This is a genomic window from Acidovorax sp. 35-64-16 (assembly GCF_002281195.1).
Taxonomy (GTDB): Bacteria; Pseudomonadota; Gammaproteobacteria; order Burkholderiales; family Burkholderiaceae_C; genus Acidovorax; species Acidovorax defluvii.
Genome location: NZ_NCFM01000002.1, coordinates 82383 through 107874, shown reverse-complemented (window position 1 = coordinate 107874; position 25492 = coordinate 82383). Strand labels below are relative to the sequence as shown.

Sequence of the window (25492 nt, the reverse complement as noted above, 5' to 3'; positions counted from 1 at the left end):
GGTTACTGCGGGATGGGGGCGCCAGCTTTGCCTGCACCCTGGCGCAGGGCGCCGATGTGGCCGCGCAGCTCATGCACGATGTCGGTGAACTCTTTGGTGTAGGTGATCTCCAGCTCGCGCGGGCGCGGCAGCTCGATCTCTTTCTTCACCACAAAGCGGCCGGGGCTCTTGCTCATCACATACACGGTGTCGGCCAGAAAGACCGACTCGCGCAGGTCGTGCGTGACCAGAATCACGTTGAATTGCTGCTCGGTCCAGAGGTCGCGCAGGATGCACCACAGCTCCTCGCGCGTGAAGGCATCCAGCGCGCCAAAGGGCTCGTCGAGCAGCAGCATCTTGGGCTCGTGGATGAGCGCGCGGCAGATGCTGGCGCGCTGCTGCATGCCGCCCGACAGCTGCCACGGAAACTTGTCTTCATAGCCCGCCAGCCCTACTTTTTGCAGCAGCTTGCGGGCGCGCTCTTCGTATTCCTTGCGCTTTTGCTTGAAATTGCTGCGGTAGGGCTCGACGATCTCCAGCGGCAGCAGCACGTTGTCTACCGTGGTGCGCCAGGGCAGCAGCGAAGGTGCCTGAAACGCCATGCCCGAGACCTTGAGCGGCCCCGTCACGGGCTGGCCGTCGATGAGGATCTTGCCCATCGACGGCATCTTCAGTCCGGTGGCCAGCTTCATGAAGGTGGATTTGCCACAGCCCGAGGGACCGACGATAGCGATGAATTCGCCTTGCCGGACCTGCAGGTGGATGGCCTCGACGGCGAACTGGTTTTTCGCGCGCAGCTCGTCGTTGTAGGCGAGCCAGACGTCGCGGAAGTCCACAAAATAGGAATCGGCAGCCTGCATCAGGGGTCCGTATAAAGAGGTTGCGCACAGGACCGCGTGTGCGGCCCGTGCATTTCAGTTATCCACAGCGCTGCGCGCCACCCAACACCGCACGAAACTGGCGCGGCCCAAGCCAGCGCCCCCGCGCAAGGGCCGCCATGCCGCGTAGGCGGCGCTTCGCTTGCGTGCACTGGGGGCGTCCCCCTCCCGACTCGCGTAGCGAGTTGAGAGAGGGGGAAGGCGCAAAGCGACTCAGGGGGGGGTTCATTTCTTCGGCAGGATGTTCAGCTCTGCCGCGCTGGGCAGAAAACTCGCGTTCCACACATGGTCGGCATTCACGCGCGTCTTGGTGTTGAACGCATCCGACACCTGCGACGCCATCAGCGCCAGGCGGCCGGGTTGGGCCTGGCCAAAGCCTTCGGCGCGGGCATCGGGGCTGTTGATGACGGTGTCGATGGCCAGTTGCAGGCGGCGGGTTTCGAGTGGCACGTTCACGATGCCATCGCGCGCCTTGACGTGTTCGATGGCGGCAGCCGGGTTGGCAATCACTTCCTTGGCGCCCTTGGTGAAGGCCGAGAGGAAGGCCTTGATGGCAGCCGGGTTCTCCTTGATGAGCTTTGGCGACGCGATGACCACGTTGCCATACAGCTTCACGCCGAAGTCGGCATAGGGCAGCACCAACACATCGGAGGCTTTGGCGCCACGGGCTTCCAGGTTCAGCAGGGAGGTGAAGGTGAAGCCGGTGATGGCGTCCACGTCGCCGCGCACCAGCATGGTTTCGCGCAGCGGTGGGTCCATGGCGGTCCACTGCACGGCGCCGATGCCGTTGGCCTTCTGGAAGATGGGAAACGCGCGGCGGCCTGCGTCGAACACGGGTGCGCCCAGCTTCTTGCCGGTCAGGTCGGCGGGCTTGGTGATGCCGCTCTTCTTGAGCGCCATCACCGAAGCGGGCGTGTTGTTGTAGACCATCATTACCGCCACGGGCTTGTTCTGCGCGTCGGGGTTGTTGGCGTGGAACTCCATCACGGCGGCCAGGTCGGCAAAACCCATGTCGTAGCTGCCCGAGGCCACGCGCTGCACGGCGCCGCCCGAGCCGTTGCCGGCGTCCACCGTCACGTCCAGGCCGGCGGCCTTGAAGTGGCCCTTGGCCACGGGCTGCAGGAACAGGGCGGCGGGGCCTTCAAAACGCCAGTCGAGCTGGAACTTGATGGGGGTGGGCGTTTGCGCTTGTGCCAGCGAGAACGTGCTGACAGCGGCCAGCAGCGCGGCGGACTGCAGGAAAGATCGCTTCTTCATGGGGAGGGCTCCTGTCGGGGAAAGGCGTTGAAAGGTGCCGTCTTCACGGCCGTGTGGCCATGTACTCAGCAAAATCAATGCCCGCTTTCGCCGCAGCAGAGCCAGGCACGAAGCCAGTGTTCCCCGAAGTGGTGCATGGGGGCATGCTGGGTTTCCCGACTGGGGGCGAAACCCTGCGTGCCTGCACCGCCCTGGACTGCAGGGCGCCCGTGGCTCTTGCCGACGCCCTTGTCGGCGTCCTTACCGACGCCCTTGGCTCTTGCCCTTACCTGGGGCGCGCTGCCGCGCTGGCCACGGCCAGTGCCGTCATATTGAGCACCCGGCGCACCGTGGCGGCCGGGGTCAGGATGTAGGCCGTGGCGGCTGCGCCCATGAGGATGGGGCCCACCGTGACGCCGCCACTGGTGGTGGTTTTGAGCACGTTGTAGAGGATGTTGGCGGCATCCAGGTTGGGGCAGATCAGCAGGTTGGCCGAGTCCGTCAGGGTGGAGTCCGCCATGTAGGCGTTGCGGATGTTGGGCTCCAGCGCCGCGTCACCATGCAGCTCGCCGTCGCATTCGATCTCGGGGTGGGCGGCCACAAACAGGTCGCGTGCCAGGCGCATCTTTTTGGCCGATGCGCGCTTGGACGAACCGTAGCTCGAATGCGACAGGAACGCCACCTTGGGGGGAATGCCAAAGCGTTGCACCTCTTGCACCGACATCCAGGCGATGTCGGCCAGCTGCTGGGCCGTGGGGTCTTCATTCACATAGGTGTCGGCAATGAAGAGCGTGCCCCGGTTGGTCATCAGCGCATTGAGCGTGGCGTAGTCGCGCGCGTCCGCCTGGCGGCCGATGATGCTGTGGATGCGCTCCAGGTGCGTCTCGTAGGTGCCCACCAGGCCGCAGATCATGGCGTCGGCGTCGCCCAGCGTCACCATCAGCGAGGCGATGATGGTGTTGGACCGGCGCACGGCGGCCTTGGCCACTTCGATGGACGCGCCATTGCGCTTCATGAGTTGGTGGTAGTGCTCCCAATACTGGCGAAAACGCGGGTCGCCCTCGGGGTTGCACACCTCCACATCCCCGCCCAGCTGCATGCGCAGGCCGGCCTTGGCGATGCGGGCCGCAATCACGGCGGGGCGGCCAATGAGGATGGGCACGGCGATCTTGTCGTCAATGGCCATCTGTGCGGCACGCAGCGCGCGCTCGTCTTCGCCATCGGCATAGGCCACGCGCTTTTGCGCGTCGGGCAGGGCCTTGGCCGCCATGATCACGGGGCGCATCAGCATGCCGGTCTGGTACACGAAGCGCGACAGGGTCTCCTTGTAGGCCTCCATGTCGGTGATGGGGCGCGTGGCCACGCCGGAATCTGCCGCAGCCTGGGCCACGGCGGGCGCGATCTTGAGGATCAGGCGCGAGTCAAAAGGCGTGGGGATGAGGTAGTCGGGGCCAAAGGTCAGCTCTTTGCCCGCGTAGGCGCTGGCCACTTCTTCGCTGATGTCGGCCTTGGCCAGGTCGGCGATCTGGCGCACGCAGGCCAGCTTCATGGCTTCGGTGATCTTGGTGGCGCCGCAGTCGAGTGCGCCCCGGAAGATGTAGGGGAAACAGAGGACGTTGTTGACCTGGTTCGGGTAGTCCGAGCGGCCCGTGGCGATGATGCAGTCCGGCCGCACTGCCTTGGCCAGCTCGGGGCGGATTTCGGGCTCGGGGTTGGCCAGCGCCAGGATGATGGGCTTGGCGGCCATCGTCTTGACCATCTCGGCCGTGAGCACGCCAGGGGCCGAGCAGCCCAGGAACACGTCGGCGCCATTGACGGCATCGGCCAGCGTGCGCGCATCGGTCTGCCGGGCGTAGCGGGCCTTGGACTCGTCATAGCCGCCGGGGCGGCCTTCGTAGATCACGCCCTTGGAGTCGCACATGAAGATGTTCTCCACCTTCACGCCCAGGCCCACCATCACGCCCACGCAGGCAATCGCGGCGGCGCCAGCGCCCGATACCGCGATCTTGACGGCGCCGATGTCCTTGCCCACCAGCTCCAGGCCGTTGAGCAGCGCGGCGCTGGAGATGATGGCCGTGCCATGCTGGTCGTCATGGAACACGGGAATGTTCATGCGCTTGGACAGCTCACGCTCGATGTAGAAGCACTCGGGCGCCTTGATGTCTTCGAGGTTGATACCGCCCAGCGTGGGCTCCAGCGCCGCGATGATGTCGATGAGCTTATCGGGGTCGCGCTCGGCCAGTTCGATGTCGAACACATCGACGCCGGCAAATTTTTTGAACAGGCAGCCCTTGCCTTCCATCACTGGCTTGGCGGCCAGCGGGCCGATGTCGCCCAGGCCCAGCACGGCGGTGCCGTTGGTGATCACGGCCACCAGGTTGCCGCGCGAGGTGTAGTCGAACGCCTTGGACGGATCGGCCTGGATGTCCAGGCAGGGGTAAGCCACGCCGGGCGAATACGCCAGCGACAGATCGCGCTGGTTGGACAGCGGCTTGGTCGGGTTCACCGATATCTTGCCCCGGCTGGGGTTGCGGTGGTATTCGCGCGCGGCATCGCGCAGCGCGGCTTCGGCGGCGGACAGTTCTTGGGTCATTCGGTAATCCTCAACGGTAGGCAAATTGAGCTTACTCCACTGCGGCGAACCCCTTTGTTGCAGGAGGCCCGGGCGGCCTGCAAAAAGCGCTGCCCCGCCAGGCCAGGGGCTGGGGCGGGGCGGTCACCACCGTGGAGGCGTGGCCGTGAATCGGGCTCTTGGGGCAGCGCGGGTGCGACGCGAGTGGGCGTCGGCCTGGCGTGCGGCAGGGACAGCGGCGGAGGTGTCGCGGCTGGCGCCATTGAAGAAAACGTTCAGGACCACGGCTGTGATCGAGGCACGCAGGATACCGGATTTGTCGACCGGTACGGCGACTCAGGCGAGCAGATCGCTCAGGGTGCGCGCGATCACCTTGGTGGCACGGCGCAGGTCTTCGAGATCGAGACGTTCGTCAGCGCGCTTGGCATGCGATTCCAGCACGGTGCGCGGGCCCGCGCCGTAGATCACGCCGGGAATGCCGCGCTCCCCATACAGGCGCACGTCGGTGTATAGCGGCGTTCCAACGGCAGGCACGGGTTCGCCGATTACGGCCTGGGCGTGCTTCTGGATCGCAGCGACCAGCGGCGCATTGCCTGCCAGCGGCGTCATGGCGTTGGCCAGCAGCAGGCGCTTGATGTCCACGCTGATGCCGGCGCGCTCGCCAGCTGCCTGCTCGATCACGCGGCGGATGGTGGCTTCCACCTCCACCGGGTTCTCCTCGGGGATCATGCGGCGGTCGAGTTTGAAGCTGACCTTGCCCGGCACCACGTTGGTGTTGGTGCCGCCCTCGATGCGGCCCACGTTGAGGTAGGGGTGCTGAATGCCTTCGATCTTGGACGTGACCTTCTTGTACCCGTCGTTCTGCGCATACAGCGCGTTCAGGATGTGCACCGCGCCTTGCAGTGCATCCACACCCGTGTGGGGCACGGCGGCATGGGCCATCTTGCCGTGTACGGTTACTTCCATCTGCAGGCAGCCGTTGTGGGCGGTGACCACTTCGTACGAGAAGCCTGCCGCGATCATCAGGTCGGGCTTGGTAAGCCCCTTTTGCAGCAGCCAGCCGGGGCCCAGTTCGCCGCCAAACTCTTCGTCGTAGGTGAAGTGCAGCTCCACCGCACCGCGTTTGGGCTGGGCCACGGCTTCGAGCGCGCGCACGGCAAAGGTGAAGCTCGCAAAGTCGCTCTTGCTCACGGCGGTGGCGCGGCCGTACATCTTGCCGTCCACAATTTCGGCGCCATAGGGGTCGTGCGTCCAGCCTTCGCCGGGCGGCACCACGTCGCCGTGCGCGTTCAGGGCGATGGTTTTGCCGCCCTGGCCGTAGGGGCGGCGCACGATCAGGTTGGTGATGGATTCCATGCCATAGGCCTGAACATCGGCGGCGGGAACGGCGTGTTTTTCAGCTGTGTAGCCAAAGTCCTGCAGCAGCTCGGCAGTGCGCTCTGCATGCGGCGCGTTGTTGCCGGGGGGCGTGTCGGTGGACACGCGCACCAGGGCCTGCAAAAAGCGCACTTCCTCGTCAAAGTGCTGGTCGATCCAGGCGTCCAGGGCGGTGTAAGAGGCCTGCGTGGGGGTGGTCATGGCTGGGTTTCCTCGGCAAGCTGGTGCAGCACCTGGGTGAAGGCGTCCACGGCCAGTTGCATGTCGTTGTTGGTGGTGGATTCGAGCGGGTTGTGGCTGATGCCGGAGTTTTCTCCGCGCACAAACAGCATGGCCTGCGGCAGGATGGCGTGGAGCTTCATGGCGTCGTGGCCCGCGCCGCTGGGCATGCGAAACACAGGCACGCCCAAGGCGTTTACCGCGCGCTCCCAATGGTGTTGCCAGGCGGGTGCGCTGGGGGCTGCTGCGGCGCGCATGGATTCTTCCAGCGTGTAGCGCAGGCCGCGCCGCTGGGCGATACGCGCCAGCTCATCGAGCACGTCGCTCACCAGCGCATCACGCTGCGTGTCGGTGGGCGCGCGCAGGTCCAGGCTGAATTGGCAGCGGCCGGGCACCACGTTGATGGAGCCGCCCGGCACCAACAGCTGCCCGATGGTGCCGACCGAGTCGCCGTCCTGCGCCGCGCGCTGCTCCACGTACAGCGCCAGTTCTGCCACGGCCACGGCAGCATCGCGGCGCCGGTCCATGGGGGTGGTGCCCGCGTGGCTGGCGGTGCCGATCATTTCGGCAATAAAACGCACCCCGCCGTTGATGGAGGTGACCACGCCCAGGGGCAGGTCCAGCTCATTGAGCACCGGCCCCTGCTCGATGTGGACCTCGATAAAGCCCAGGTAGTGCGCTGGGTCGCGCTGCAGCGTGGCAATGTCGTCAATGCACAGGCCTGCGTTGTGCATGGCCGCGCGCATGGTGATGCCGTCGGCGTCCTTCTGGTCCAGCCAGGTGGGGTTGAAGTGCCCGATGAGCGCGCCCGAGCCGAGGAAGGTGGCCTTGTAGCGCTGGCCTTCTTCTTCCGCAAACGCCACCACTTCAATGCCGAACGGCAGGCGGCGGCCGGCGCGGTGCAGTTCGCGCACACAGGCCATGGGCACGAAGATGCCCAGTCGGCCGTCGTACTTGCCGCCGTTGCGCACGGTGTCGTAGTGCGAACCTGTCATGAGGTAGCGCGCGCCTTCTGTGGCCGGGTGGTAGCGCCCCACCACATTGCCCACGGCATCGGTCTCCACACTGTCAAAGCCGCAGTCGCGCATCCAGTGGCTGATGCGCTGTGCACAGGCACGGTGTGCGTCGGTGAGGTAGGTGACGGTGAGCTGGCCCTTTTCGGCAAAGCCGGGGTCGGAGTGCTCGGCGAGCTGTTCGTGCCAGTCCCACACGTCGTTGCCCAGCAAGGGCTCGGCATCCAACTTGTCGTTCAGGCGGATTTCGGCGATGCGGTGGATGTTGCGCAGGGCCTCGGCGCGCTCGAAGTCTGCGTGGTTGTCCAGGCGCCGCGCAAAAGTGTCGATGATCTGCTGTTTGCTCAGCCCCGTGCCCCGTGGCCCGCGCACCGCCAGGATGAACGGGAAGCCGAAGCGCGCGTTGTACTCGGCGTTGAGCTGCTGAATGCGCGCAAATTCCTCGGGCGTGCACTGCGTGAGGCCCGCCTTCGATTGCTCGTGCGTCGATTCGGCCGTGAGGCTTTGCGCCACCATGGCCTTGCCTGCCAGCTCGGGGTGGTCACGGATCAGGCCGAGTTGCGCGTCGGTGCTGGCCGTGCGCACGGCATGGGCCATGGCGTGCTTCAGGTGCGCCAGCGAGCGAAAGGGCCGCTGCGCCAGGGCTTGCTCGGCAATCCAGGGCGAATGTTCATACACACCGTCCAGCAGTTGCAACGCCTCGGCGGCGCTGGCGGTGTTCAGTTGTTCCAGGGTGAGGGGCATGGTGCGTGCTTCAATAAAGTGAGCTGCTTGCGCTTATGGGATAAGCGCCAGAGGCTGATTTGACTCAAAATTTTGGTGCGGGAAACCGCTGCGCCCAGTGGCGTGCGATGTCGATGCGGCGGGCCACCCACACCTTGCCGCGCTGTGCGATGTGGTCCAGAAAACGCTGCAGCGCCGTGATGCGCCCCGGGCGGCCCAGCAGGCGGCAGTGCATGCCAATGCTCATCATCTTGGGGGCGTTGTCGCCGGCGGGGTCGCCTTCTGCGTACAGCGCGTCGAAGGTGTCTTTCAGGTACTGGAAGAACGGGTCAGCGTGCGAATAGCCCTGGGGCAGCGCAAAGCGCATGTCGTTGCAGTCGAGTGTGTAGGGCACGATGAGCTGGGGCACGGCGCTGCCGTCGGTCTTTTGCACCTTCATCCAGAAGGGCAGGTCGTCGCCGTAGTAGTCGCTGTCGTAGGCAAAGCCGCCAAAGTCGGCCACGAGGCGGCGGGTGTTGGGGCTGTCGCGGCCGGTGTACCAGCCCAGGGGTCTTTCGCCGGTCATGCGCTCGATGATGGCCATGGCCTCCGCCATGTGGGCACGCTCCACCGCTTCGGGGATGTGCTGGTAGTGGATCCATTTGAGGCCGTGGCAGGCAATCTCGTGGCCCAGCTCCACAAACGCCGCCGTCAGCTCGGGGTGGCGCTGCAGCGCCGTCGATACCCCAAATACCGTCAGCGCCAACCCGCGCTTTTCAAACTCGCGCAGGATGCGCCACACGCCCGCACGCGCGCCGTATTCGTAGATGCCCTCCATGCTCATGTGCCGCTCGGGGTAGCTGGCGGGGTTGAACATTTCCGACAAAAACTGCTCGCTACCGGCATCGCCATGCAGCACGGCGTTTTCGCCGCCTTCTTCGTAGTTCAGCACAAATTGCACGGCAATGCGGGCGCCGCCCGGCCATTGCGCGTGGGGCGGGTTCTGACCATAGCCAATCAGGTCACGCGGGTAGGGCAGGGTGGTGTCGTAGATCATGGAGTGCAGCAAGAGTCACGGGTGCAGGGTCTGTCAGCGGACAGCGCAGCCGCCAGATGGCAGCGGGGCGTTGGCGGGCAAAGCCTTGGCAAGCAAATGACAGGCCAGCCCGGCATTGGGGCGCCGGCGCTGGAGGGCGCCGGCACGCGCCAAGGCCTCGGCGAGGGCGCTGGCAGGCGACGAAAACATGGACCGGATGATAGGTTGAACGGTGCACAGTGCATACACTTTGGGCACCACACGGCCCGTTTGCGGCCATCCACCTTCAGGAGATTTCACCATGGGCTTGAGCACCCACGTTCTGGACACCATGCACGGCTGCCCCGCGGCCGGCATGGCGGTGTCGCTGTTTTCCACCCAGGGTGACGAGGCCACGCTGCTCCAGCGCCTGGTGCTCAACCACGATGGCCGCACCGATGCGCCGCTGTTTGACAACGCCAGCCTGCGCAAGGGCACCTACCGCCTCACGTTCGATGTGGCGGCTTATTTCAAGGCCCGGGGCGTGGTGTTGCCAGAACCCAACTTTCTCGACCGTGTGAGCCTGGATTTTGGTATTGCGAATGCCGACCAGCACTACCACGTGCCGTTGCTGGTGAGCCCGTGGAGCTATTCCACGTACAGAGGATCGTGAGGAGTGCTCCTGAAAAAGGAGCTTATCGCGCTTTATCGGCGGTGATTTGTGCCAAGAAAGTGCTTGAAACCTATAAAAAGCAGGCGTCAGCAGCTCTGTTTTTGTGAGCGCGGCGTGCCAGGGCGCCAAGACGTTCTCAGAGCTGGCCTTCGGTCAGGGTGTCCAGCTGAAAATGCCCACTTTTGTCCCACAGCCAGGTATCGGTGTAGACGACCCGGCCCATGCGCGCAGGCACCGGAAACGGGGCCGCGGCGCGCACGGTGCGCTCGATCTCGGCAACCACTTCCGGCGCATGGCGCGGTGCGCGCATCCAGTGCAGCTTGGTGACGTGGCCGCTGCGGTCAATGGCTACTTCCAGCACGCCAATGGCGTACAGCATGGGCGGCAGCTTGCCCTTGAAAACCCGCTGGGGGTTCAGGTTGTACACGTGGGTTGCCGCGTCGCGGCGATAGGCGCGCGCGCTGATGGCCGCCGAGGGGCTGGGCAACGCCGATCTGCCCGGTGCCTGCCCTGCGTTGGTGCTGGGCATGCGGCTGTCGGGAGGTGGCGGCGGGGCTTCCGGGGCAGATTTGCAGGCCGCAACGATGGCACCCACGGCCGCCATAAGTCCGGCCAGCAGCCAGTGGCGGCCGGTTCGGGAAGAACGTTGGGGCAAAGTGGGTGGCATGGTGCGGTCGCTATGCTGGTGGGCACGGTCCATGCGAGCTGTGCATGGTGTGCCGTGAACATACTGAAAGTTGGTTGTGACTGATCTGTTGTTGCTGCTGGAGGGCCTGAAGGCCGCCCCGGCCTGTCTGGTGACCGTCGAGTCTACACAAGGCTCTGCTCCGCGGGAAGTGGGGGCCTGGATGGCTGTTTTTGCCAACAGTCTGGTGGGCACTATCGGCGGCGGGCATATCGAACACCAGGCCATTGCCCAGGCGCGACGTCGGCTGAGCGGGCTTGCCGGTGCGCCGCGGCAGCGCTACGCGCTTGGCCCGGCCCTGGGGCAGTGCTGCGGGGGCGTGATGCACCTGGGGTTTGAGTTGGTCGGGGCGCAGCATGCGCAAAGCCTTCAGCAGCGCCTGGCGCCAGCGCTCTACCCTGTGGCCTTGTTTGGTGGTGGGCATGTAGGCCATGCATTGGCGCGCGTGCTGGCGCCGCTGCCGTTTGCCCTGACCTGGATCGACAGCCGCGACGGGGTTTTTCCAGATCCTGCACCCGAGGGCGTGCGGTGTGAACACTCTGAACCAGTGCAGCTGGCCGTGCCCCGGCTGGCCCCTGGCAGCCGCGTGCTCATCATGAGCTTCAGCCACGCCGAAGACCTGGACGTGGTGGCTGCCTGCCTGCGCCGCCAGCGCGAGCAGGGCGATCTGCCGTTTATCGGTCTTATCGGCAGCAAGACCAAGTGGGCCACGTTTGCGAACCGGCTGCAGGGGCGGGGTTTCATGCCGCACGATCTGGCGCAGGTGACCTGCCCGATCGGTGTGCCGGGCATACACGGCAAAGCGCCCGAGGTGATTGCGGTGGCAGTGGCTGCACAGCTGCTGCAAACCCTGTACGCAGCGCCAGCCCTGGAAAAAGTGCGAGCGTCGGTAACAGCCATGCACCCGCATCCTGGGTAATGCCTGCCGCAGCTGGGCCACCGGGCTTCGGTGGTGTGTGCGCTGACCAGGAACAGTTCCTGCATACACTTTGTGCCGAAACGTGAGAATGGTGGGTCGCAGCGGTGCCCCGGCAGTGTGTTGCCATGGTGCGCGGCCCTTTTGTCTGCTCAGAGCGCCCGCAGTGGTGAGCAGGTTGCACATGTGGCGCGCGCTTTGGCGTGCCGCGAAGGTTGAGAACCGTAAACATGGAAAGCTATCTTCTCGACTGGGCCAACCTGCTGCTGCGCTGGGTCCACGTCATCACAGCGATTGCCTGGATTGGCTCGTCGTTCTACTTCGTCTTTCTGGACAGCAGCCTCACGCCGCCCGAGGATGAAGACCTGAAGCAACAGGGCGTGAGCGGTGAGCTATGGGCCGTGCACGGCGGCGGGTTCTACCACCCGGTCAAGTTTGCGGTGTCGCCGCCCCGGCTGCCCAAACACCTGCATTGGTTTTTCTGGGAGAGCTACAGCACCTGGCTCAGCGGGTTTGCGCTGTTCACGGTGTCGTACCTCTACAGCGCCAGCACTTACCTCATCGACAAGTCGCGCATGGACTGGGCGCCCGCCACCGCCATCGTGGTGGCGCTGGCGTTCTTCGTGGTGTTCTGGCTGCTGTACGACGCCATCTGCCGCATCTTCGGCCAGCGCAAGAACGGCGACGCCGTTGTGGGCGCACTCGTCTTTGTGCTGGTGTGCGTGGCCTCGTGGCTGGCCTGCCATTGGTTTGCAGGCCGCGCGGCGTTTTTGCTGGTGGGCGCCATGATGGCCACGGCCATGAGTGCCAACGTGTTCTTCTGGATCATCCCCGGCCAGCGCACGGTGGTGGCGCAGATCAAGGCAGGCCTGCCGGTGGACCCGATTCACGGCAAACGTGGCAAGCAGCGCAGCGTGCACAACACCTATTTCACGCTGCCGGTGCTGTTTGCCATGCTCAGCGGCCACTACAGCTTTACCTGGAGCCATCCGCAAAACTGGCTGGTGCTGATCATGATGATGTTCGCGGGAGCGGCCATTCGCCAGTTCTTTGTGATGCGCCATGGCTACAAGCTGGGCAAGAGCGGTAATCCGCTGCCGTATGCGCTGGTGGGGGTGGCCGTGATGGTGGCCATGGTGGCCTGGCTGCGGCCTGCGCCGCCGACGGTGCAGATGGTGCAGATGGGTGCTACTGATTTAGTAGCTAAGGGCGCTTATCCCATAAGCGTTACAGGTCAAATTGACTATAAATCAGTGCAAAAAGTGCTGGAGCAGCGTTGCTACATGTGCCATGGCGAGCAGGTACAGATGAAGAACCTGCGGCTGGATTCGACCGCCCTGGTCAAGCAGCACGCCCAGGCCATTTACCAGCAGGCCGTGGTGCAAAAGCTCATGCCCATGAACAACGCCACACAGATGACCGACGAAGAACGCGCACTGATCGGGCGCTGGTACCAGGCGGGTGCCGCCACCCAGTGACCGGGTGGCGGGGTTGGATGGGCCGGATGCAATGATCCGGCGCGCATATCAGCCGGGTACCGTGTCGTGCAGGCCAAGGCCCCTCAGGTACACATCCAGCGCCGCACGGCCGTTGGCCTGCAGGTCAAATGCTTCGGTATTGAGCAGCCATTGGTGCACCAGCCCTTCCACCAGCACCTGCAAGCCCCGGGCGGCAAAGTCCAGCGCCATGGGTGGGGGCTGGCCGCGGGCGGCAAAGGCGCGTTGCAGCGCAGCATGGTTGCGCGCCACGCAGCCGCCGTGCACGCTCAGGTGGCGCTCCAGCACGGCGCCCATGTCGGTGGTGTATTCGACCTGGTGGGTGGCGATCTTGAGGACGCGGCAGGTTTGCTCGTCGGTGGCAATCAGGCGCAGCGCCTCCAGCATGGCACTGCGGATCTCGGCCACGGGGTGGGCTGACTGCTCCACATACGCCACCACCAGGGTTTGCTCCAGCGGCAGGGTCACGCGCTCCATCATGGCGTTGAACAGATCGGCCTTGTCCTTGAAATGCCAATAAATCGCCCCCCGCGTGGTGCCTGCGGCCGTGGCAATGTCATTCAGGGAAGTGTGTGAAACGCCACGCGATTGAAACAATTGTTCCGCAGCATCCAGAAGGTTGTTGCGCGTGGTCTGTGCGTCCGCCTTGGTGCGTCGGGCCATGAAATACCTCACTTGATGGGGTGTATTCGTCACTATACATACATTCTTGAATGTATGTATGCTTTAATGCAAGCCTTCGTTGCCGTGCCGTGGGCCATGTTGCAGGCCTGTGCGCAGATCGGCGCGCCACACTAAACTGGTTCACTCTGCGGATTTGCCGCACCTTTTTCTCCAAGGAACACCATGTCTGCCTTGCCCAATGTCAAGACTGCCCCCGTTGTTGCCTCTGCCTTGTCCCCTGCGCGTGTGCGCCTGGGCGTTGCGGCGGGTGGCCTGTCCGTTGTATTGCTGTTGGCGGCCTGTGGCAAGTCCGAGGCGCCACCGGCGGCGGCCGGTGGCGGCATGCCGCCACCCGAAGTGGGCGTGGTGGTGGCCACACCGGGTGATGTGGGTTTGGTGACCGAGCTGCCCGGGCGCCTGGAAGCCTCGCGCGTGGCGCAGGTGCGGGCCCGTGCTGCCGGTATCTTGCAAAAGCGGCTGTTTCGCGAAGGCAGCGACGTCAAGGCAGGGCAGGCCCTGTTTACGATTGACGCCGCTCCCTATGCGGCGGCGCTGCAAAGTGCCCAGGCCACGCTGGCCCGCGCCCAGGCCAACCTGACGCAGGCGGCCGCGCTGGCCGAGCGCTACAAGCCACTGCTGGCCGCCAACGCGGTCAGCCAGCAGGAATACGCCAACGCCGTGGCGGCGCAAAAGCAGGCCGAGGCCGACGTGGCCGCAGGCCGTGCCGCCGTGCAGACCGGCCGCATCAATCTGAATTACGCCAGCGTCACGGCGCCCATTTCGGGCCGCATCGGCCGCGCCCTGGTCACCGAAGGCGCTCTGGTGGGGCAGGGCGAAGCCACGCAACTGGCCGTGATCCAGCAGGTTGATCCGGTGTATGTCAACTTCACCCAGTCGGCTGGCGAGGTAATGAAACTGCGCCGTGCCCTGGCCGATGGCCAGCTCCAGCGCGCCGGGGGCAGCGAAGCCGCCATCGTGCGCGTGGTGCTGGAGGACGGCAGCGAATATGCGCTCCCCGGCAAACTGCTGTTTTCCGACCTGACAGTGGACCCGAGCACCGGCCAGATCACGCTGCGCGCCGAGGTGCCCAACCCCAAGGGTGACTTGCTGCCCGGCCTGTATGTGCGCGTGCGTCTGGAGCAGGCCCAGGTGGCCAATGCCATCACGCTGCCCCAGCAGGCAGTGACGCGCACCCAGCAAGGCGACAAGATCACGGTGGTAGGCGCCGATGGCAAGCTCAGCCCGCGCATGGTGAAGGTGGGTGCCGCGCGCAACAACCAGTGGATCGTGCTGGAAGGCCTCAAGGCCGGTGAGCAGGTCATGGTCGATGGCTTTCAGAAGCTCCAGATGATGCCGCCCGGCACGCCCGTGAAGGCGGTGCCCTGGCAAGCCCCCGGCAGCGCCGCTGCTGCACCCGCTGCCGCTACACCGGCCGCTGCACCTGCGGCCAGCGCCCCCGCTGCTCCCGCCAGTGCCGAGCAGAAATAAGGAGCCAGCCCCATGGCCAAGTTCTTTATTGACCGCCCCATCTTTGCGTGGGTGATTGCCTTGTTCGTCATGGTGCTGGGCGCCGTGTCGATCACCAAGCTGCCCGTGTCGCAATACCCCTCGGTGGCACCGCCGAGCATCGTGGTGAGTGCCGCCTATCCAGGTGCTTCGGCACAAACCCTCGAAGACAGCGTGCTGGCCGTGATCGAGCGTGAGATGAACGGCGCGCCCGGCCTTGCCTACATGGAGGCCGTGAGCCAGGCCAACGGCACCGGCACCCTCACACTCAGCTTCGAGCCGGGCACGAATCCCGACCTGGCGCAGGTCGAGGTGCAAAACCGACTCTCGCGCGCTTCGCCGCGGCTGCCAGCGGTGGTGAACCAGCAGGGCGTGCGCGTGGACAAGTCGCGCAGCAACTTCTTGCTGTTCACCATGCTGTCGTCGTCCGACCCCAAGTTCGACGTGAATTCGCTGAGCGACTACGCCGCGCGCAACGTGGTGCCCGAGCTGCAGCGCCTGCCCGGCATCGGCCAGGTGCAGTTGTTTGGCGCCGAGCGTGCCATGCGCGTGTGGGTGGACCCGGCCAAGCTGCAGGGCTTCAACCTGTCGGCGGCCGACGTCGCCAGCGCCATCCAGGCGCAGAACGCGCAGGTGTCTGCCGGTAGCCTGGGCGAGTTGCCCAACATGAGCGGCCAGAGCATCTCGGCCACCGTGGTGGTGCCCGGGCAGATCAGCTCGACCAAGGAGTTTGGTGAGATCGTGCTGCGCGCCAATGCCGACGGCTCCACGGTGCGCCTCAAGGATGTGGCGCGCATCGAGCTGGGCGCCCAGTCGTATGCCACCACCGCCCGCCTGAACGGCAAGCCCGCCACCGGCATGGGGGTGCAGTTGTCGCCCTCGGGCAATGCGCTGGCCGCTGCCACAGCCGTCAAGACCCGCATGGCCGAGCTGGAAAAATACTTTCCGCCTGGCGTGAGCTGGACCATTCCCTACGACAGCTCCAACTTCGTCAAGATTTCCATCAAGCAGGTGGCCGTGACCCTGCTCGAAGCCATCGTGCTGGTGTTTCTGGTGATGTATCTGTTCTTGCAGAACTTCCGCTACACCATCATCCCGACCATCGTGGTGCCGGTGGCGCTGCTGGGCACCTTTGGTGCGCTGCTGGCCATGGGCTTTTCGATCAACGTGCTGACCATGTTCGGCATGGTGCTGGTGATCGGTATCGTGGTGGACGACGCCATCGTGGTGGTGGAAAACGTCGAGCGCATCATGAACGAGGAAGGCCTGCCCCCGCTGGAGGCCACGCGCAAGGCCATGGGCCAGATCTCGGGCGCCATCATCGGTATCACCGTGGTGCTGATCTCGGTGTTCTTGCCGCTGGCGTTCTTTGCCGGCTCGGTGGGCAACATCTACCGCCAGTTCTCGGCGGTGATGGGTGTGTCGATTGCTTTTTCGGCCTTCATGGCGCTGTCGCTCACGCCCGCGCTGTGCGCGACCTTGCTCAAGCCGGTCGAGGCCGGGCATGGCCATTCCAAGAAGGGCTTTTTTGGCGGTTTCAACCGCGGCTTTGCCCGCACCGCCAAGGGCTATGAAGGCTGGGTGGCCAAACTGCTGCGCCGGGGCGGCCGCATGATGGTCGTCTATGTGGCGCTGATCGCTGCCGTGGGGGTGCTCTACATGCGCCTGCCCACCTCGTTCTTGCCCAACGAAGACCAGGGCAATCTCCTCGTCAACATCCAGTTGCCGCCGGGCGCCACGCTGGAGCGCACGCAGGCCGTGGTCGAGAAGGTCGAGGACTTCATGCTCAAGCAGCCCGAAGTCAAGAACATGGTTGCCGTGTTGGGCTTCAGCTTCTCGGGCCAGGGGCAAAACGCCGGCCTGTCTTTTGTGACCCTGAAGGACTGGTCCGAGCGCGCGGGCGCCGAGCACACGGCAGAGGCCATTGCCGGCCGTGCCATGGGCGCGCTGTCGGGTGTGCGTGACGCCTTCATCTTCGCGCTGAGCCCGCCCGCCATTCCTGAGCTGGGGGTCAGCTCGGGCTTCACCTTCCGCCTGCAAGACCGTGGTGGCAACGGCCACGATGCTCTGGTGGCGGCACGCAACCAGATGCTGGGCATGGCCTCCAAGAGCAAGGTGCTCGCGGGCGTGCGTCCAGACGGTCTGGAAGACGCCCCGCAACTGCAGGTCGACATCGACCGCGACAAGGCCAGCGCGCAAGGCGTGAGTTTTTCCGCCATCAACAACGCCATCTCCACGGCGCTGGGCTCGGCCTATATCAATGACTTCCCGAACGCCGGGCGTCTGCAGCGCGTGGTGGTGCAGGCCGAGGCCCAGGCCCGCATGCAGCCCGAGGACATCCTCAGGCTCACGGCGCTGAACAGCCAGGGCAAGGCCGTGCCGCTGTCGTCGTTTGCCACCACGCGCTGGATCAGCGGTGCCATGCAGACCGTGCGCTACAACGGATACCCCGCCATGCGCATTGCCGGTGGCGCGGCGCCCGGCTTCAGCACGGGCGACGCCATGGCCGAGATGGAGCGCATGGCCTCGCAGCTGCCCGCGGGCTTTGGCTTTGAATGGACGGGTCAGTCGCGCGAAGAAAAGCTGGCCGGCTCGCAGGCCATGGTGCTGTATGGTTTTGCCATCCTGGCAGTGTTTTTGTGTTTGGCAGCGCTGTATGAAAGCTGGTCGATTCCGCTGTCGGTCATTCTGGTGGTGCCTCTGGGGGTGCTGGGCGTGCTGCTGGGCATCACCCTGCGCGGCATGACGAATGACGTGTATTTCCAGGTGGGGCTGATCACCATCATCGGCCTGTCGGCCAAAAACGCCATCCTGATCATCGAGTTCGCCAAAGACCTGCAGGCGCAGGGCAAGGGCGTTATTGAGTCGGCACTGGCTGCGGCCCACCTGCGTTTCCGTCCGATCATCATGACCTCGCTGGCGTTCATTCTGGGTGTGGTGCCACTGGCCATTGCCTCGGGTGCCAGTTCGGCCAGCCAGCGTGCCATTGGCACCGGCGTGATCTCGGGCATGGTGGTGGGCACCTTCCTGGCCGTGTTTTTCGTGCCGATCTTCTTCGTGGTGGTGCGCAGCCTGTTCAAGGGCAGCGCACGCCAGCGGCAATTTGATGCCCAGCACTCGCACCAGACGGACACAGGAAACACCCATGCTTGATATTTTTACGCCCCGCCGGGCTGCCGGCATTCGCACGGCCCGCCTGCCCGCTGCCACGGCACTTGCCGCCGTGGCGCTGCTGGCCGGTTGTTCCATGATTCCCACCTATGAGCGCCCGCAGGCCCCTGTGGCGGCGCAGTGGCCCGCTGTGGGCGCTGCCCCAGGCACCACCGCCACCACGGCTGCGGCTGATCTGCCCTGGCAGGACTTTGTGGGCGATGCGCGCCTGCGCGAGCTGGTGGAGATGGCGCTGCAAAACAACCGCGACCTGCGCTTGGCGGTGCTATCCATCGAGCAGGCCCGCGCGCAGTACCAGATTCGCCGTGCCGACCAGGTGCCCACCATCAACGCCGCCGCCACGGGCAACCGCCAGCCGGCGGCTGACGGCAGCGGCGGGATCAGCAGCGCCTACACCGCTGGTCTGGCCATGGCGTCCTGGGAGATCGACTTTTTTGGCCGTGTGGCCAGCCTGAAGGAAGCGGCCCTGGCGCAATTTCTGGCCACGCAGGAGGCGCGCAGCGCGGTGCAGACCAGTCTGATTGCATCGGTGGTCAGCACCTGGCTGAGCCTGCAGACCAACGAAGAACTGCTGAGCCTGACGCAGCGCACCATGGTCACCCGGGACGACTCGCTGCGGCTCAATCGTTTGCGCTTTGACCAGGGCGTGACCTCTGCCCTGGACCTGCGCCAGGCCGAATCCCTGACGGCGGCTGCGCGGTCCACCCTGGCCCAGCAGCAACGCCTGCGCGCGCTCGATGTGAACGCGCTCACGCTGCTGGTGGGGCAACCCGTGCCCGAGCGGTTGCTGCCCAATGTGCAGGCCGATGGCGGCGCAGTGGCGCTGCGTGATGTGTCCGAAGGCATGCCATCCGACCTGCTGGAGCGCCGCCCGGACATCCGCCAGGCCGAGCAGCAGCTGATTGCGGCCAACGCCAACATCGGTGCGGCGCGGGCAGCGTTTTTTCCGCGCATTGCCCTGACGGCCAGCGCTGGCACCGCCAGCAATGCGTTGTCGGGCCTGTTCAAGAGCGGTTCGTGGGGCTGGACGCTGGCGCCCCAGGCCGTGCTGCCCATTTTTGATGCCGGGCGCAACCAGGCCGGGCTCGACTCGGCCCGTGCCGGGCGCGAGATTGCGGTGGCCCAGTACGACAAGGCCATTCAAAGCGCGTTCCGCGAAGTGGCCGATGCCCTGGCCGGCCGCGCCACGCTGGGCGAGCAGGTGCTGGCCCAGCAGGCACAAGCCACCGCCGAGGCCGACCGCTTCCGCCTGGCCGACCTGCGTTACCGCAACGGCGTGGCCAGCTACCTGGATGTGCTCGATGCCCAGCGCGCCCTGTTTGCCACGCAGCAGGCGTTGGCCCAGTCGCAGCTGGCGCAGCGGCAAAACCAGGTGGCGCTGTACAAGGCGCTGGGAGGCGGCTGGCGCGATACAGCGGCCACCATCGCACCCGCTGCCCCGCAAAACTGACGGCGGCTTGCCGGGGGGCGTGACCCCGGCTGCTGACCGTTAGCCAGCGGCGTTTTTGCCCCGGTTGGGTTAAAGAGGGGCCTGCGCCGTGCCGGCAGCGCCCGCTTTTTAAAGCGCGGGGCCGCGGCGACAATGGTTGCCATGCAAGCACCTTCTGACGTTTCGGGCGAGGCCCTGCCGGATTACCGCACCCAGCCGCGCGCATTTTTGCAAGCGCTTTTCCATACCGCCGTGCGCAGCGCCCAGCCGCTGCAAGGCATGCGGGCCTGGCTGCCCGAGCCGCCGCGTGGGCGCACGCTGGTGCTGGGCGCCGGCAAGGCGGGCGGCTCCATGGCGCAGGCGCTGGAGGCCCTGTGGCCTCCCGAAGCGCCGCTGTCGGGCCTGGTGGTCACGCGCTATGGCCATGTGCCGCCCCGGCCAGACGGACTGGTGCAGCGCATTGAAGTGGTCGAGGCCGCGCACCCCGTGCCCGACGCGGCGGGCATGGCGGCGGCTGAGCGCATGCTGGCACTCACGGCGGGGCTGACGGCCGACGACCTGGTGCTGTGCCTGGTGTCGGGCGGCGGCTCGTCGTTGCTCACCTTGCCCGCAGACGGCCTGGCGCTGGCAGACAAGCAGCGCATCAACCGCGCCCTGCTCGAAAGCGGGGCCAGCATTGGCGAGATGAATTGCGTGCGCAAGCACCTCTCGCGCATCAAGGGCGGGCGCCTGGCCGCGGCCTGCGCGCCTGCGCGTGTGGTCACGCTTGCCATCAGTGATGTGCCGGGCGATGACCCGTCGGTCATCGCCAGCGGCCCCACGGTGCCCGATGCCACCACCTGCGCCGATGCGCTGGAAATTCTGGCGCGCTACCGCATCGACGTGCCGCCGCCCGTGCGCCAGGCCCTGCAAAGCGGTGCGCTGGAGACGCCCAAGCCGGCAGATGGCGCCTTTGCCGGGCATTCAGTGCACCTGGTGGCCACACCCTGGCAGGCACTGGAGGCGGCAGCGGCCATGGCGCGCGGGGCGGGGCTGGCGGCCTACATCCTGTCCGACGAGATGGAAGGCGAATCCCGCGAGGTGGGGCGTGTGCACGCGGCACTGGCGCGCGGCGTGGCGTTGCGCGGCCAGCCGTTTGAGCGACCCTGCGTGATTTTGAGCGGCGGCGAAACCACCGTGACGGTGCGCCCGCGCCGTGAGGGCGCGGCCCCTGGCCGGGGCGGGCGCGCCGGCGAGTTCTGCCTGGGGCTGGCGCAGGCGCTGCAGGGCATGGACTGCGTGTGGGCGCTGGCGGCCGACACCGATGGCATTGATGGCATCGAAGACAACGCGGGTGCGCTGGTCACGCCCGACACGCTGGCCCGTGCCGCAGCGGCGCAGCGGGCAGTGGCCGATCACCTGGACCGCCACGACGCCTATGGCTACTTCGAGGCGCTCGGTGATCTGGTCATCACCGGGCCCACGCATACCAACGTGAATGACTTCAGGGTGCTCCTTGTTTTATAGCTTCTAGCGCTTGCTGAATAAGCGCTTGAGGCACTTTTGACTCAAATTTGATGGGGTGGTGGCCGCCAGCGCCGTGGCATGAAAAAAGGCACGGCAGATCGCTCTGCCGTGCCTTGCAAGCGCCCGAGGGCGCGGCGATCAGAAGCGGTGGCGGATGCCCACGCCGAAGCTGTTGCCGTTGGTCTGGCTGGTGATTTTGTCGTTCATGTACATGGCGTACACGTCGGTGCGCTTGGACAGGTTGTAGTCGTAGCCCAGCGTGAAGGTCTTGCGGCTCACGTCGGGGGTGGACCACTCGGTTTTCACCCACTCGGCGAGCAGCTTGCCATTGCCCAGGGGGGCGGAGGCGCCCACCTGGTAGGTCTTGCCCTTGGTGGAGGCGGTGTCGTCGATCTTCTTTTCGCCATAGCTCAGGTAGGGCTTGACCATGCCGAAGTCGTAGGCGCCCAGCAGCATCCAGTATTTCTGGTTGTTGGCCAGCAGCGTGTTCACCGGGTTGTTGATGTCGGCGTTTTCATAGAAGCCGGTCAGGGTTAGCGGGCCACCAAAATAGAAGAAGTTGACGCCCACGTTGTTCTTGCCGCTCTTGCCCGCCTGTTCGCCAAACTGGTATTGCAGGTTGGCCTTGAAGCCGCCGATGTCTGGCGTGGAGTACACGATCTGGTTGCTCCAGCCCGTGTCGGCGGGGGTCATGGAGCGCCAGCCGGTGCCGTTGAACAGCGGCACATCCTTGTGCAGGATCAGCGGGGAGAACGTGAACGAGTCACCCAGCGGGTTGCCCACCACCGAAGGCAGGAAGTTGGGCGCCATCCAGCGGCCCAGCAGCACCGAACCAAAACCGCCCGACAGGCTGACGTTGGCATCGCGCGAGAAGAACGTGTCGCCGGTAAAGCGCCCTTGCCTGCCGGTGTCCACCTTGATGAACGAGGTCAGGTTGAAGTGGGCCTTCAGGCCGCCGCCCAGGTCTTCGGTGCCCTTCATGCCAAACCACGAGGTGGTCAGGCCACCGCTATCGACCACCGACTTGCTGGAGGCGTCGCCAGCCATCTTCATGGAGCCGGCAAACACGTCCACCAGACCGGTGAGCTGGACGGAGCTTTGGGCGTGGGCCCCGGCGGCACACAGCAGTGCGGCGCCCAAGGCAATCAGGTTTTTTTTCATAGAAACTCCTGCAGGGGGTTGTAAGTGCCGGTTATCCCGGCCAGAAAGGGCATGACACCGTCATGACAGTGCGTTGCGCCCTGCATGATCGTGTCACCAACAATCTGTTGCAAGTTCTATGCCGCATGAGTGCTTCAACTGTTGTTTTTCGTGTTCTCCGTGTTTTTGATCCGGCGCATACGGCAGGTGTGCGCCCTGGCAGGGTCAAACTCACATTTGATCTTCCTCAAAACGCGCAGCACTATCGCGCGGCAAAGTGGGCTACATGTTGCCATCCACATTCTTCTCCCTTCCTGCCCAGATCGAAGTGCTCGCCGCCGGCGAAGTGCTTCGCAGGCGCAACCAGACGCTGACTTCGGTGCTGCACCTTGAAAGCGGGCGGGTACTGCGCGGCGTGTATGAGGACGGGCGCATGCGCCACCAGCTGGGCGTGGTGGAAGGGCCTTTCTGGCTGGATGCGGCTTCCGCGATGCTGGAAAAGCCTTTTCCCGTGGACATGGTGGCAGAGACGCGCATTCAGGTGCGCCGCCTTCCGATCGAAGAGTTCCGGCGCGGGTGTGCGTCGCTGCCGCCCGTGGCACAGGGGCTGCTGCGGGACATGGCCACCGGGTACCGCCAGCAGTCCGAGCTGGCCGTGAGCCGGCTGGCGCAGGATGCAGAGGCGCGCTGCGCCCAGTGGCTGCTCAACCATGCACTTCCTGATCACAGCGGCGCCATGAGCGTGACGCTGCACCAGCGCAAGCGCCTCATTGCCGCGCAGCTGGGTATCGCCCCCGAGACCTTTTCGCGTGTTTTGCGCCACCTGCGCGAGCATGGGCTGATTGCAGGCACCGGCAACGTGCTCAATCTTCCGCAGCCGCACGCGCTGCAGTCCGTGGCGGGTTGCTGACCCCATTGCCCAGTCTGTTGGCTCAGGGTTTTTCCTTGGGCTGAAACGAGGGTTCCACCCATGCGCCCAGGGCGGGGCGCTGCGTATATTTGCCGGAGACTTCTCTGGCAAAGCCTGTACCCATGTCGCACCTTCTCCCTCCTTTTGCCCTGGGCCTGCGGCGCGCGGGATGCGCATGACGCCTTGGGCGCGCACGCCGGCTCCCACCGATTCGCCAGGCTGGCGGTGGCCCGGTTCGCTGGTGTTGCGCCTCATGCTGGTGGCCCTGTTGGCTGTGGCCGTGTCGGGGGCGCTGTCGGCGTGGCTGGCTTCGCTCGCCTCGGAGCGCGAGTCCATCCGCCGCCTGGTGGGCCAGCAGACCGAAGAGGTCGAGGTGATGGCGCGGCTGCTGGCCAGCAAGATCGAGCAAAGCCAGAAAGTGCTGCGCACCGTGGCCGAGGGCATCACACCGGACATGCTCAATTCGCCGTCGTCCCTGGAGTGGCTGTTGCAGCAGGGTCTGCCCGCTGTGCAGTTTTTCGATTCCATGCAGGTGGCCCGCCACGACGGGGCGTTGCGTGTCAATCTGCACTCTGGCCGCCTGGAAGACGCAGCCAACCTCGACCCTTCAGAGCGCGATGCCCTGCGGCGCACGCTGACGGGGGGCAAACCCCTGGTGTCCGAGCTGGTGGCGGGCCGTACCGCCGAGGCGCGGGTCATGTTCACCATGCCGCTGCGCCGCGAGGATGGTTCGGTCATGGGGGTGGTGGCCGGGGCGCTCAAGCTGCAGTCGCAAGGGCTGCTGCCGCCGTCCATGACGCTCCCGGCGCGCGACGACTCGCGGCTGATTGTTTTTACCCGCGATGGCACCATCCTCTCGCACCCGGATCCGGTGCGCATTCTGGGAAACGTGCGCGATGAAACGGGGCTGGGCCCGGTGTACACCGGGTGGCTGCAGCAGGCGCAGCCGGTGGCCGGGCGCGGCACCACCGAGGTGCTGCCGGCGCACATCGTGAGCATGGCCGGAATGCCGCTGCCGCAGTGGTTCGTGGCCCGTGTGAGCGATGCCCGCGCCATGCTGGCGCCCCTGGAAGGTGCGCAGCGCAAGGCGTGGTGGCTTGCCGCCGCGCTGATCGGTGCCAGCATGGCCCTGCTGGCGGGGCTCATGGTGTGGATGGCGCAGCCACTGGCCCAGCTGTGCCACAGCGCGTTGCAGCTGGCGCGCGGGCCGCGCGGCGACGGCATCGTGTGGCCCCGCGCCTCGGGTGAGGTGGGAGCCCTGGTGCAGGTGTTTGAAGGCCAGGTGCAGCACAGCGCGCAGCAGCGCCAGCAGCGGGACCATCTGGAGGGGCAGTTTCAGGCCATCCTGGAGAACGCCTCCGTGGGTATCGTGATCACCCGGCTGGGCATTTTGGAGGTGGTAGGGCGGCAGGCCTGCCAGATGCTCGGCTACAGCGCCGAGGAGTTGCAGGGCCGCCCAGCGCGCACCCTCTATGCGTCGGATGAGGACTATGTGCGGCTGGGCGAACGCGTGCAGGCCCAGTTTGTGGCCCACGGTGCGTTTGACGGGGACGTGTGTTTCATGCGCAAGGACGGCAGCCCCGTCTGGGCGCGGGTGCAGGGCCGGGGCGTGCGGGCGCACGACACGGCGGGTGGCACCGTCTGGATTCTGGAAGACCTGACGGCCGCGCGCGAGGCGCAGCAGCAGCAGGACTGGGCCGCCATTCATGACCCCTTGACCCAGCTGTGCAACCGGGACGCGTTTGTCCAGCGCATGGGGGTGCTGCTGGCTGAGCGGTCGGCGCGGGCGCGCACACCCGGCGTTGAAGCCGCGGATGCCGCCGAGGGCGAGGGCGATGGTGTGATGCTGTTCCTTGACCTGGACTATTTCACCGTGGTCAACGATGTGGCCGGCCACGATGCGGGGGACGACGTGCTGCGCCATGTGGCGCGACTGCTGGAGTCGCAGGTGCGCCAGATCGGCTGGGCAGCGCGCCTGGGCGGCGACGAGTTTGCCGTGGTGCTGCCCGGCTGTTCGCTTGCCCGCGGGCAGGCGCTGGCCGAGCAACTGCGCGCCGCAGTGCAAGCGTGGGAGCCTTCGTACCAGGGGCGCAGCTTCACGCTGGGGGTGAGCATTGGCTTGGTCGTGCTGGATGCCAGCTTGCAGGATGTGCCTTCGGTGCTGTATGCGGCCGATATGGCGTGCTACGACGCCAAGCGGGCGGGGCGCAACCGGGTGGAAACGCGCCATGCCGACCAGGCTGCGGCCTCGGGGCGTATGGCGTTGGGGCCGGTGTAGGGGGTGGTTTTTCAGCCTTCTTGCTGGGGTGTGTTTTTTTGGTGTTTTTGGGCTCTGGCGCTTGTGGGGTAAGCGCTGGTAGCTATGGTTTTTGTATTTTATGGTGTACTTTTTTTGAGGCCGGAGGC

Annotated in this window: 19 protein-coding genes; 9 read left to right on the top strand and 10 right to left on the bottom strand. The window is 65.7% G+C overall.

Annotated elements, in window-relative coordinates; all coding sequences use genetic code 11:
* Positions 1 to 2: 2 nt before the first annotated feature.
* The 7 genes from B7Y64_RS02730 to B7Y64_RS02700 form a co-directional block, all read right to left on the bottom strand.
* The gene (locus B7Y64_RS02730) at positions 3 to 839 is read right to left on the bottom strand and encodes an ABC transporter ATP-binding protein (RefSeq protein WP_291325418.1); all 837 of its coding nucleotides are present in this window, start codon (positions 837 to 839) and stop codon (positions 3 to 5) included.
* Positions 840 to 1082: 243 nt separating this feature from the next.
* The gene (locus B7Y64_RS02725; RefSeq protein WP_114656009.1) at positions 1083 to 2114 is read right to left on the bottom strand and encodes an ABC transporter substrate-binding protein; all 1032 of its coding nucleotides are present in this window, start codon (positions 2112 to 2114) and stop codon (positions 1083 to 1085) included.
* A 265-nt stretch (positions 2115 to 2379) separates the two neighbouring features.
* A complete protein-coding gene (locus B7Y64_RS02720; protein ID WP_291328319.1) occupies positions 2380 to 4686 on the bottom strand; it encodes an NADP-dependent malic enzyme in 2307 nt (768 codons plus the stop codon).
* Between the two features lie 315 nt (positions 4687 to 5001).
* The gene (locus tag B7Y64_RS02715; protein WP_291328317.1) at positions 5002 to 6243 is read right to left on the bottom strand and encodes an ArgE/DapE family deacylase; all 1242 of its coding nucleotides are present in this window, start codon (positions 6241 to 6243) and stop codon (positions 5002 to 5004) included.
* Positions 6240 to 8018: a 2-oxo-4-hydroxy-4-carboxy-5-ureidoimidazoline decarboxylase gene (gene uraD, locus B7Y64_RS02710; protein ID WP_291325820.1), complete on the bottom strand. Its 1779-nt coding sequence runs from the start codon at positions 8016 to 8018 to the stop codon at positions 6240 to 6242. The genes B7Y64_RS02715 and uraD overlap by 4 nt, the downstream gene beginning before the upstream one ends.
* A gap of 64 nt (positions 8019 to 8082) precedes the next feature.
* The gene (puuE, locus tag B7Y64_RS02705; RefSeq protein WP_291325818.1) at positions 8083 to 9033 is read right to left on the bottom strand and encodes an allantoinase PuuE; all 951 of its coding nucleotides are present in this window, start codon (positions 9031 to 9033) and stop codon (positions 8083 to 8085) included.
* A 33-nt stretch (positions 9034 to 9066) separates the two neighbouring features.
* Entirely contained in the window at positions 9067 to 9222 is a 156-nt protein-coding gene (locus B7Y64_RS02700; protein ID WP_291328315.1) for a hypothetical protein, read from the bottom strand.
* 91 nt (positions 9223 to 9313) lie between these two features.
* Between B7Y64_RS02700 and uraH the strand changes: the two genes are divergently transcribed.
* A complete protein-coding gene (gene uraH / locus B7Y64_RS02695; protein ID WP_024816050.1) occupies positions 9314 to 9664 on the top strand; it encodes a hydroxyisourate hydrolase in 351 nt (116 codons plus the stop codon).
* Between the two features lie 136 nt (positions 9665 to 9800).
* On the opposite strand, the gene B7Y64_RS02690 is transcribed toward uraH, so the two are convergent.
* Positions 9801 to 10268 (bottom strand): hypothetical protein, encoded by a 468-nt coding sequence (locus B7Y64_RS02690; RefSeq protein WP_024816049.1) that lies wholly within the window; start codon positions 10266 to 10268, stop codon positions 9801 to 9803.
* Between the two features lie 139 nt (positions 10269 to 10407).
* Here B7Y64_RS02690 and xdhC point away from each other — a divergent pair, with 139 nt between their 5' ends.
* The gene (xdhC, locus tag B7Y64_RS02685) at positions 10408 to 11268 is read left to right on the top strand and encodes a xanthine dehydrogenase accessory protein XdhC (RefSeq protein ID WP_291325816.1); all 861 of its coding nucleotides are present in this window, start codon (positions 10408 to 10410) and stop codon (positions 11266 to 11268) included.
* A gap of 227 nt (positions 11269 to 11495) precedes the next feature.
* Positions 11496 to 12743, top strand: a complete 1248-nt coding sequence (locus B7Y64_RS02680) for a urate hydroxylase PuuD (protein ID WP_291325814.1) — start codon at positions 11496 to 11498, stop codon at positions 12741 to 12743.
* 48 nt (positions 12744 to 12791) lie between these two features.
* Here the strand turns inward: B7Y64_RS02680 and B7Y64_RS02675 are convergent, their stop codons facing one another.
* Complete coding sequence (locus tag B7Y64_RS02675; protein ID WP_291325812.1) at positions 12792 to 13424, bottom strand: TetR family transcriptional regulator; 633 nt, start codon at positions 13422 to 13424, stop codon at positions 12792 to 12794.
* 183 nt (positions 13425 to 13607) lie between these two features.
* On the opposite strand from B7Y64_RS02675, the gene B7Y64_RS02670 reads away from it, so the two are divergent.
* From B7Y64_RS02670 to B7Y64_RS02655, 4 genes are all read left to right on the top strand, one after another.
* Positions 13608 to 14912 carry an efflux RND transporter periplasmic adaptor subunit gene (locus B7Y64_RS02670; protein ID WP_291325810.1) on the top strand — a complete coding sequence of 435 codons (1305 nt, stop codon included), beginning with the start codon at positions 13608 to 13610 and terminating at the stop codon, positions 14910 to 14912.
* Positions 14913 to 14924: 12 nt separating this feature from the next.
* Positions 14925 to 18083: an efflux RND transporter permease subunit gene (locus tag B7Y64_RS02665; RefSeq protein WP_291325808.1), complete on the top strand. Its 3159-nt coding sequence runs from the start codon at positions 14925 to 14927 to the stop codon at positions 18081 to 18083.
* Positions 18076 to 19551, top strand: a complete 1476-nt coding sequence (locus tag B7Y64_RS02660) for an efflux transporter outer membrane subunit (RefSeq protein WP_291328313.1) — start codon at positions 18076 to 18078, stop codon at positions 19549 to 19551. The genes B7Y64_RS02665 and B7Y64_RS02660 overlap by 8 nt, the downstream gene beginning before the upstream one ends.
* A gap of 141 nt (positions 19552 to 19692) precedes the next feature.
* A complete protein-coding gene (locus B7Y64_RS02655) occupies positions 19693 to 21036 on the top strand; it encodes a glycerate kinase (RefSeq protein WP_291325806.1) in 1344 nt (447 codons plus the stop codon).
* Positions 21037 to 21174: 138 nt separating this feature from the next.
* Here the strand turns inward: B7Y64_RS02655 and B7Y64_RS02650 are convergent, their stop codons facing one another.
* On the bottom strand, positions 21175 to 22197 hold the full coding sequence (locus B7Y64_RS02650; protein ID WP_291325804.1) for a porin: 1023 nt from the start codon (positions 22195 to 22197) through the stop codon (positions 21175 to 21177).
* 265 nt (positions 22198 to 22462) lie between these two features.
* Between B7Y64_RS02650 and B7Y64_RS02645 the strand changes: the two genes are divergently transcribed.
* Both B7Y64_RS02645 and B7Y64_RS02640 read left to right on the top strand, forming a co-directional pair.
* Positions 22463 to 23086: a Crp/Fnr family transcriptional regulator gene (locus B7Y64_RS02645; protein WP_024816040.1), complete on the top strand. Its 624-nt coding sequence runs from the start codon at positions 22463 to 22465 to the stop codon at positions 23084 to 23086.
* A 175-nt stretch (positions 23087 to 23261) separates the two neighbouring features.
* Entirely contained in the window at positions 23262 to 25364 is a 2103-nt protein-coding gene (locus tag B7Y64_RS02640; protein ID WP_291328311.1) for a diguanylate cyclase, read from the top strand.
* The last annotated feature ends 128 nt before the right edge of the window (positions 25365 to 25492 follow it).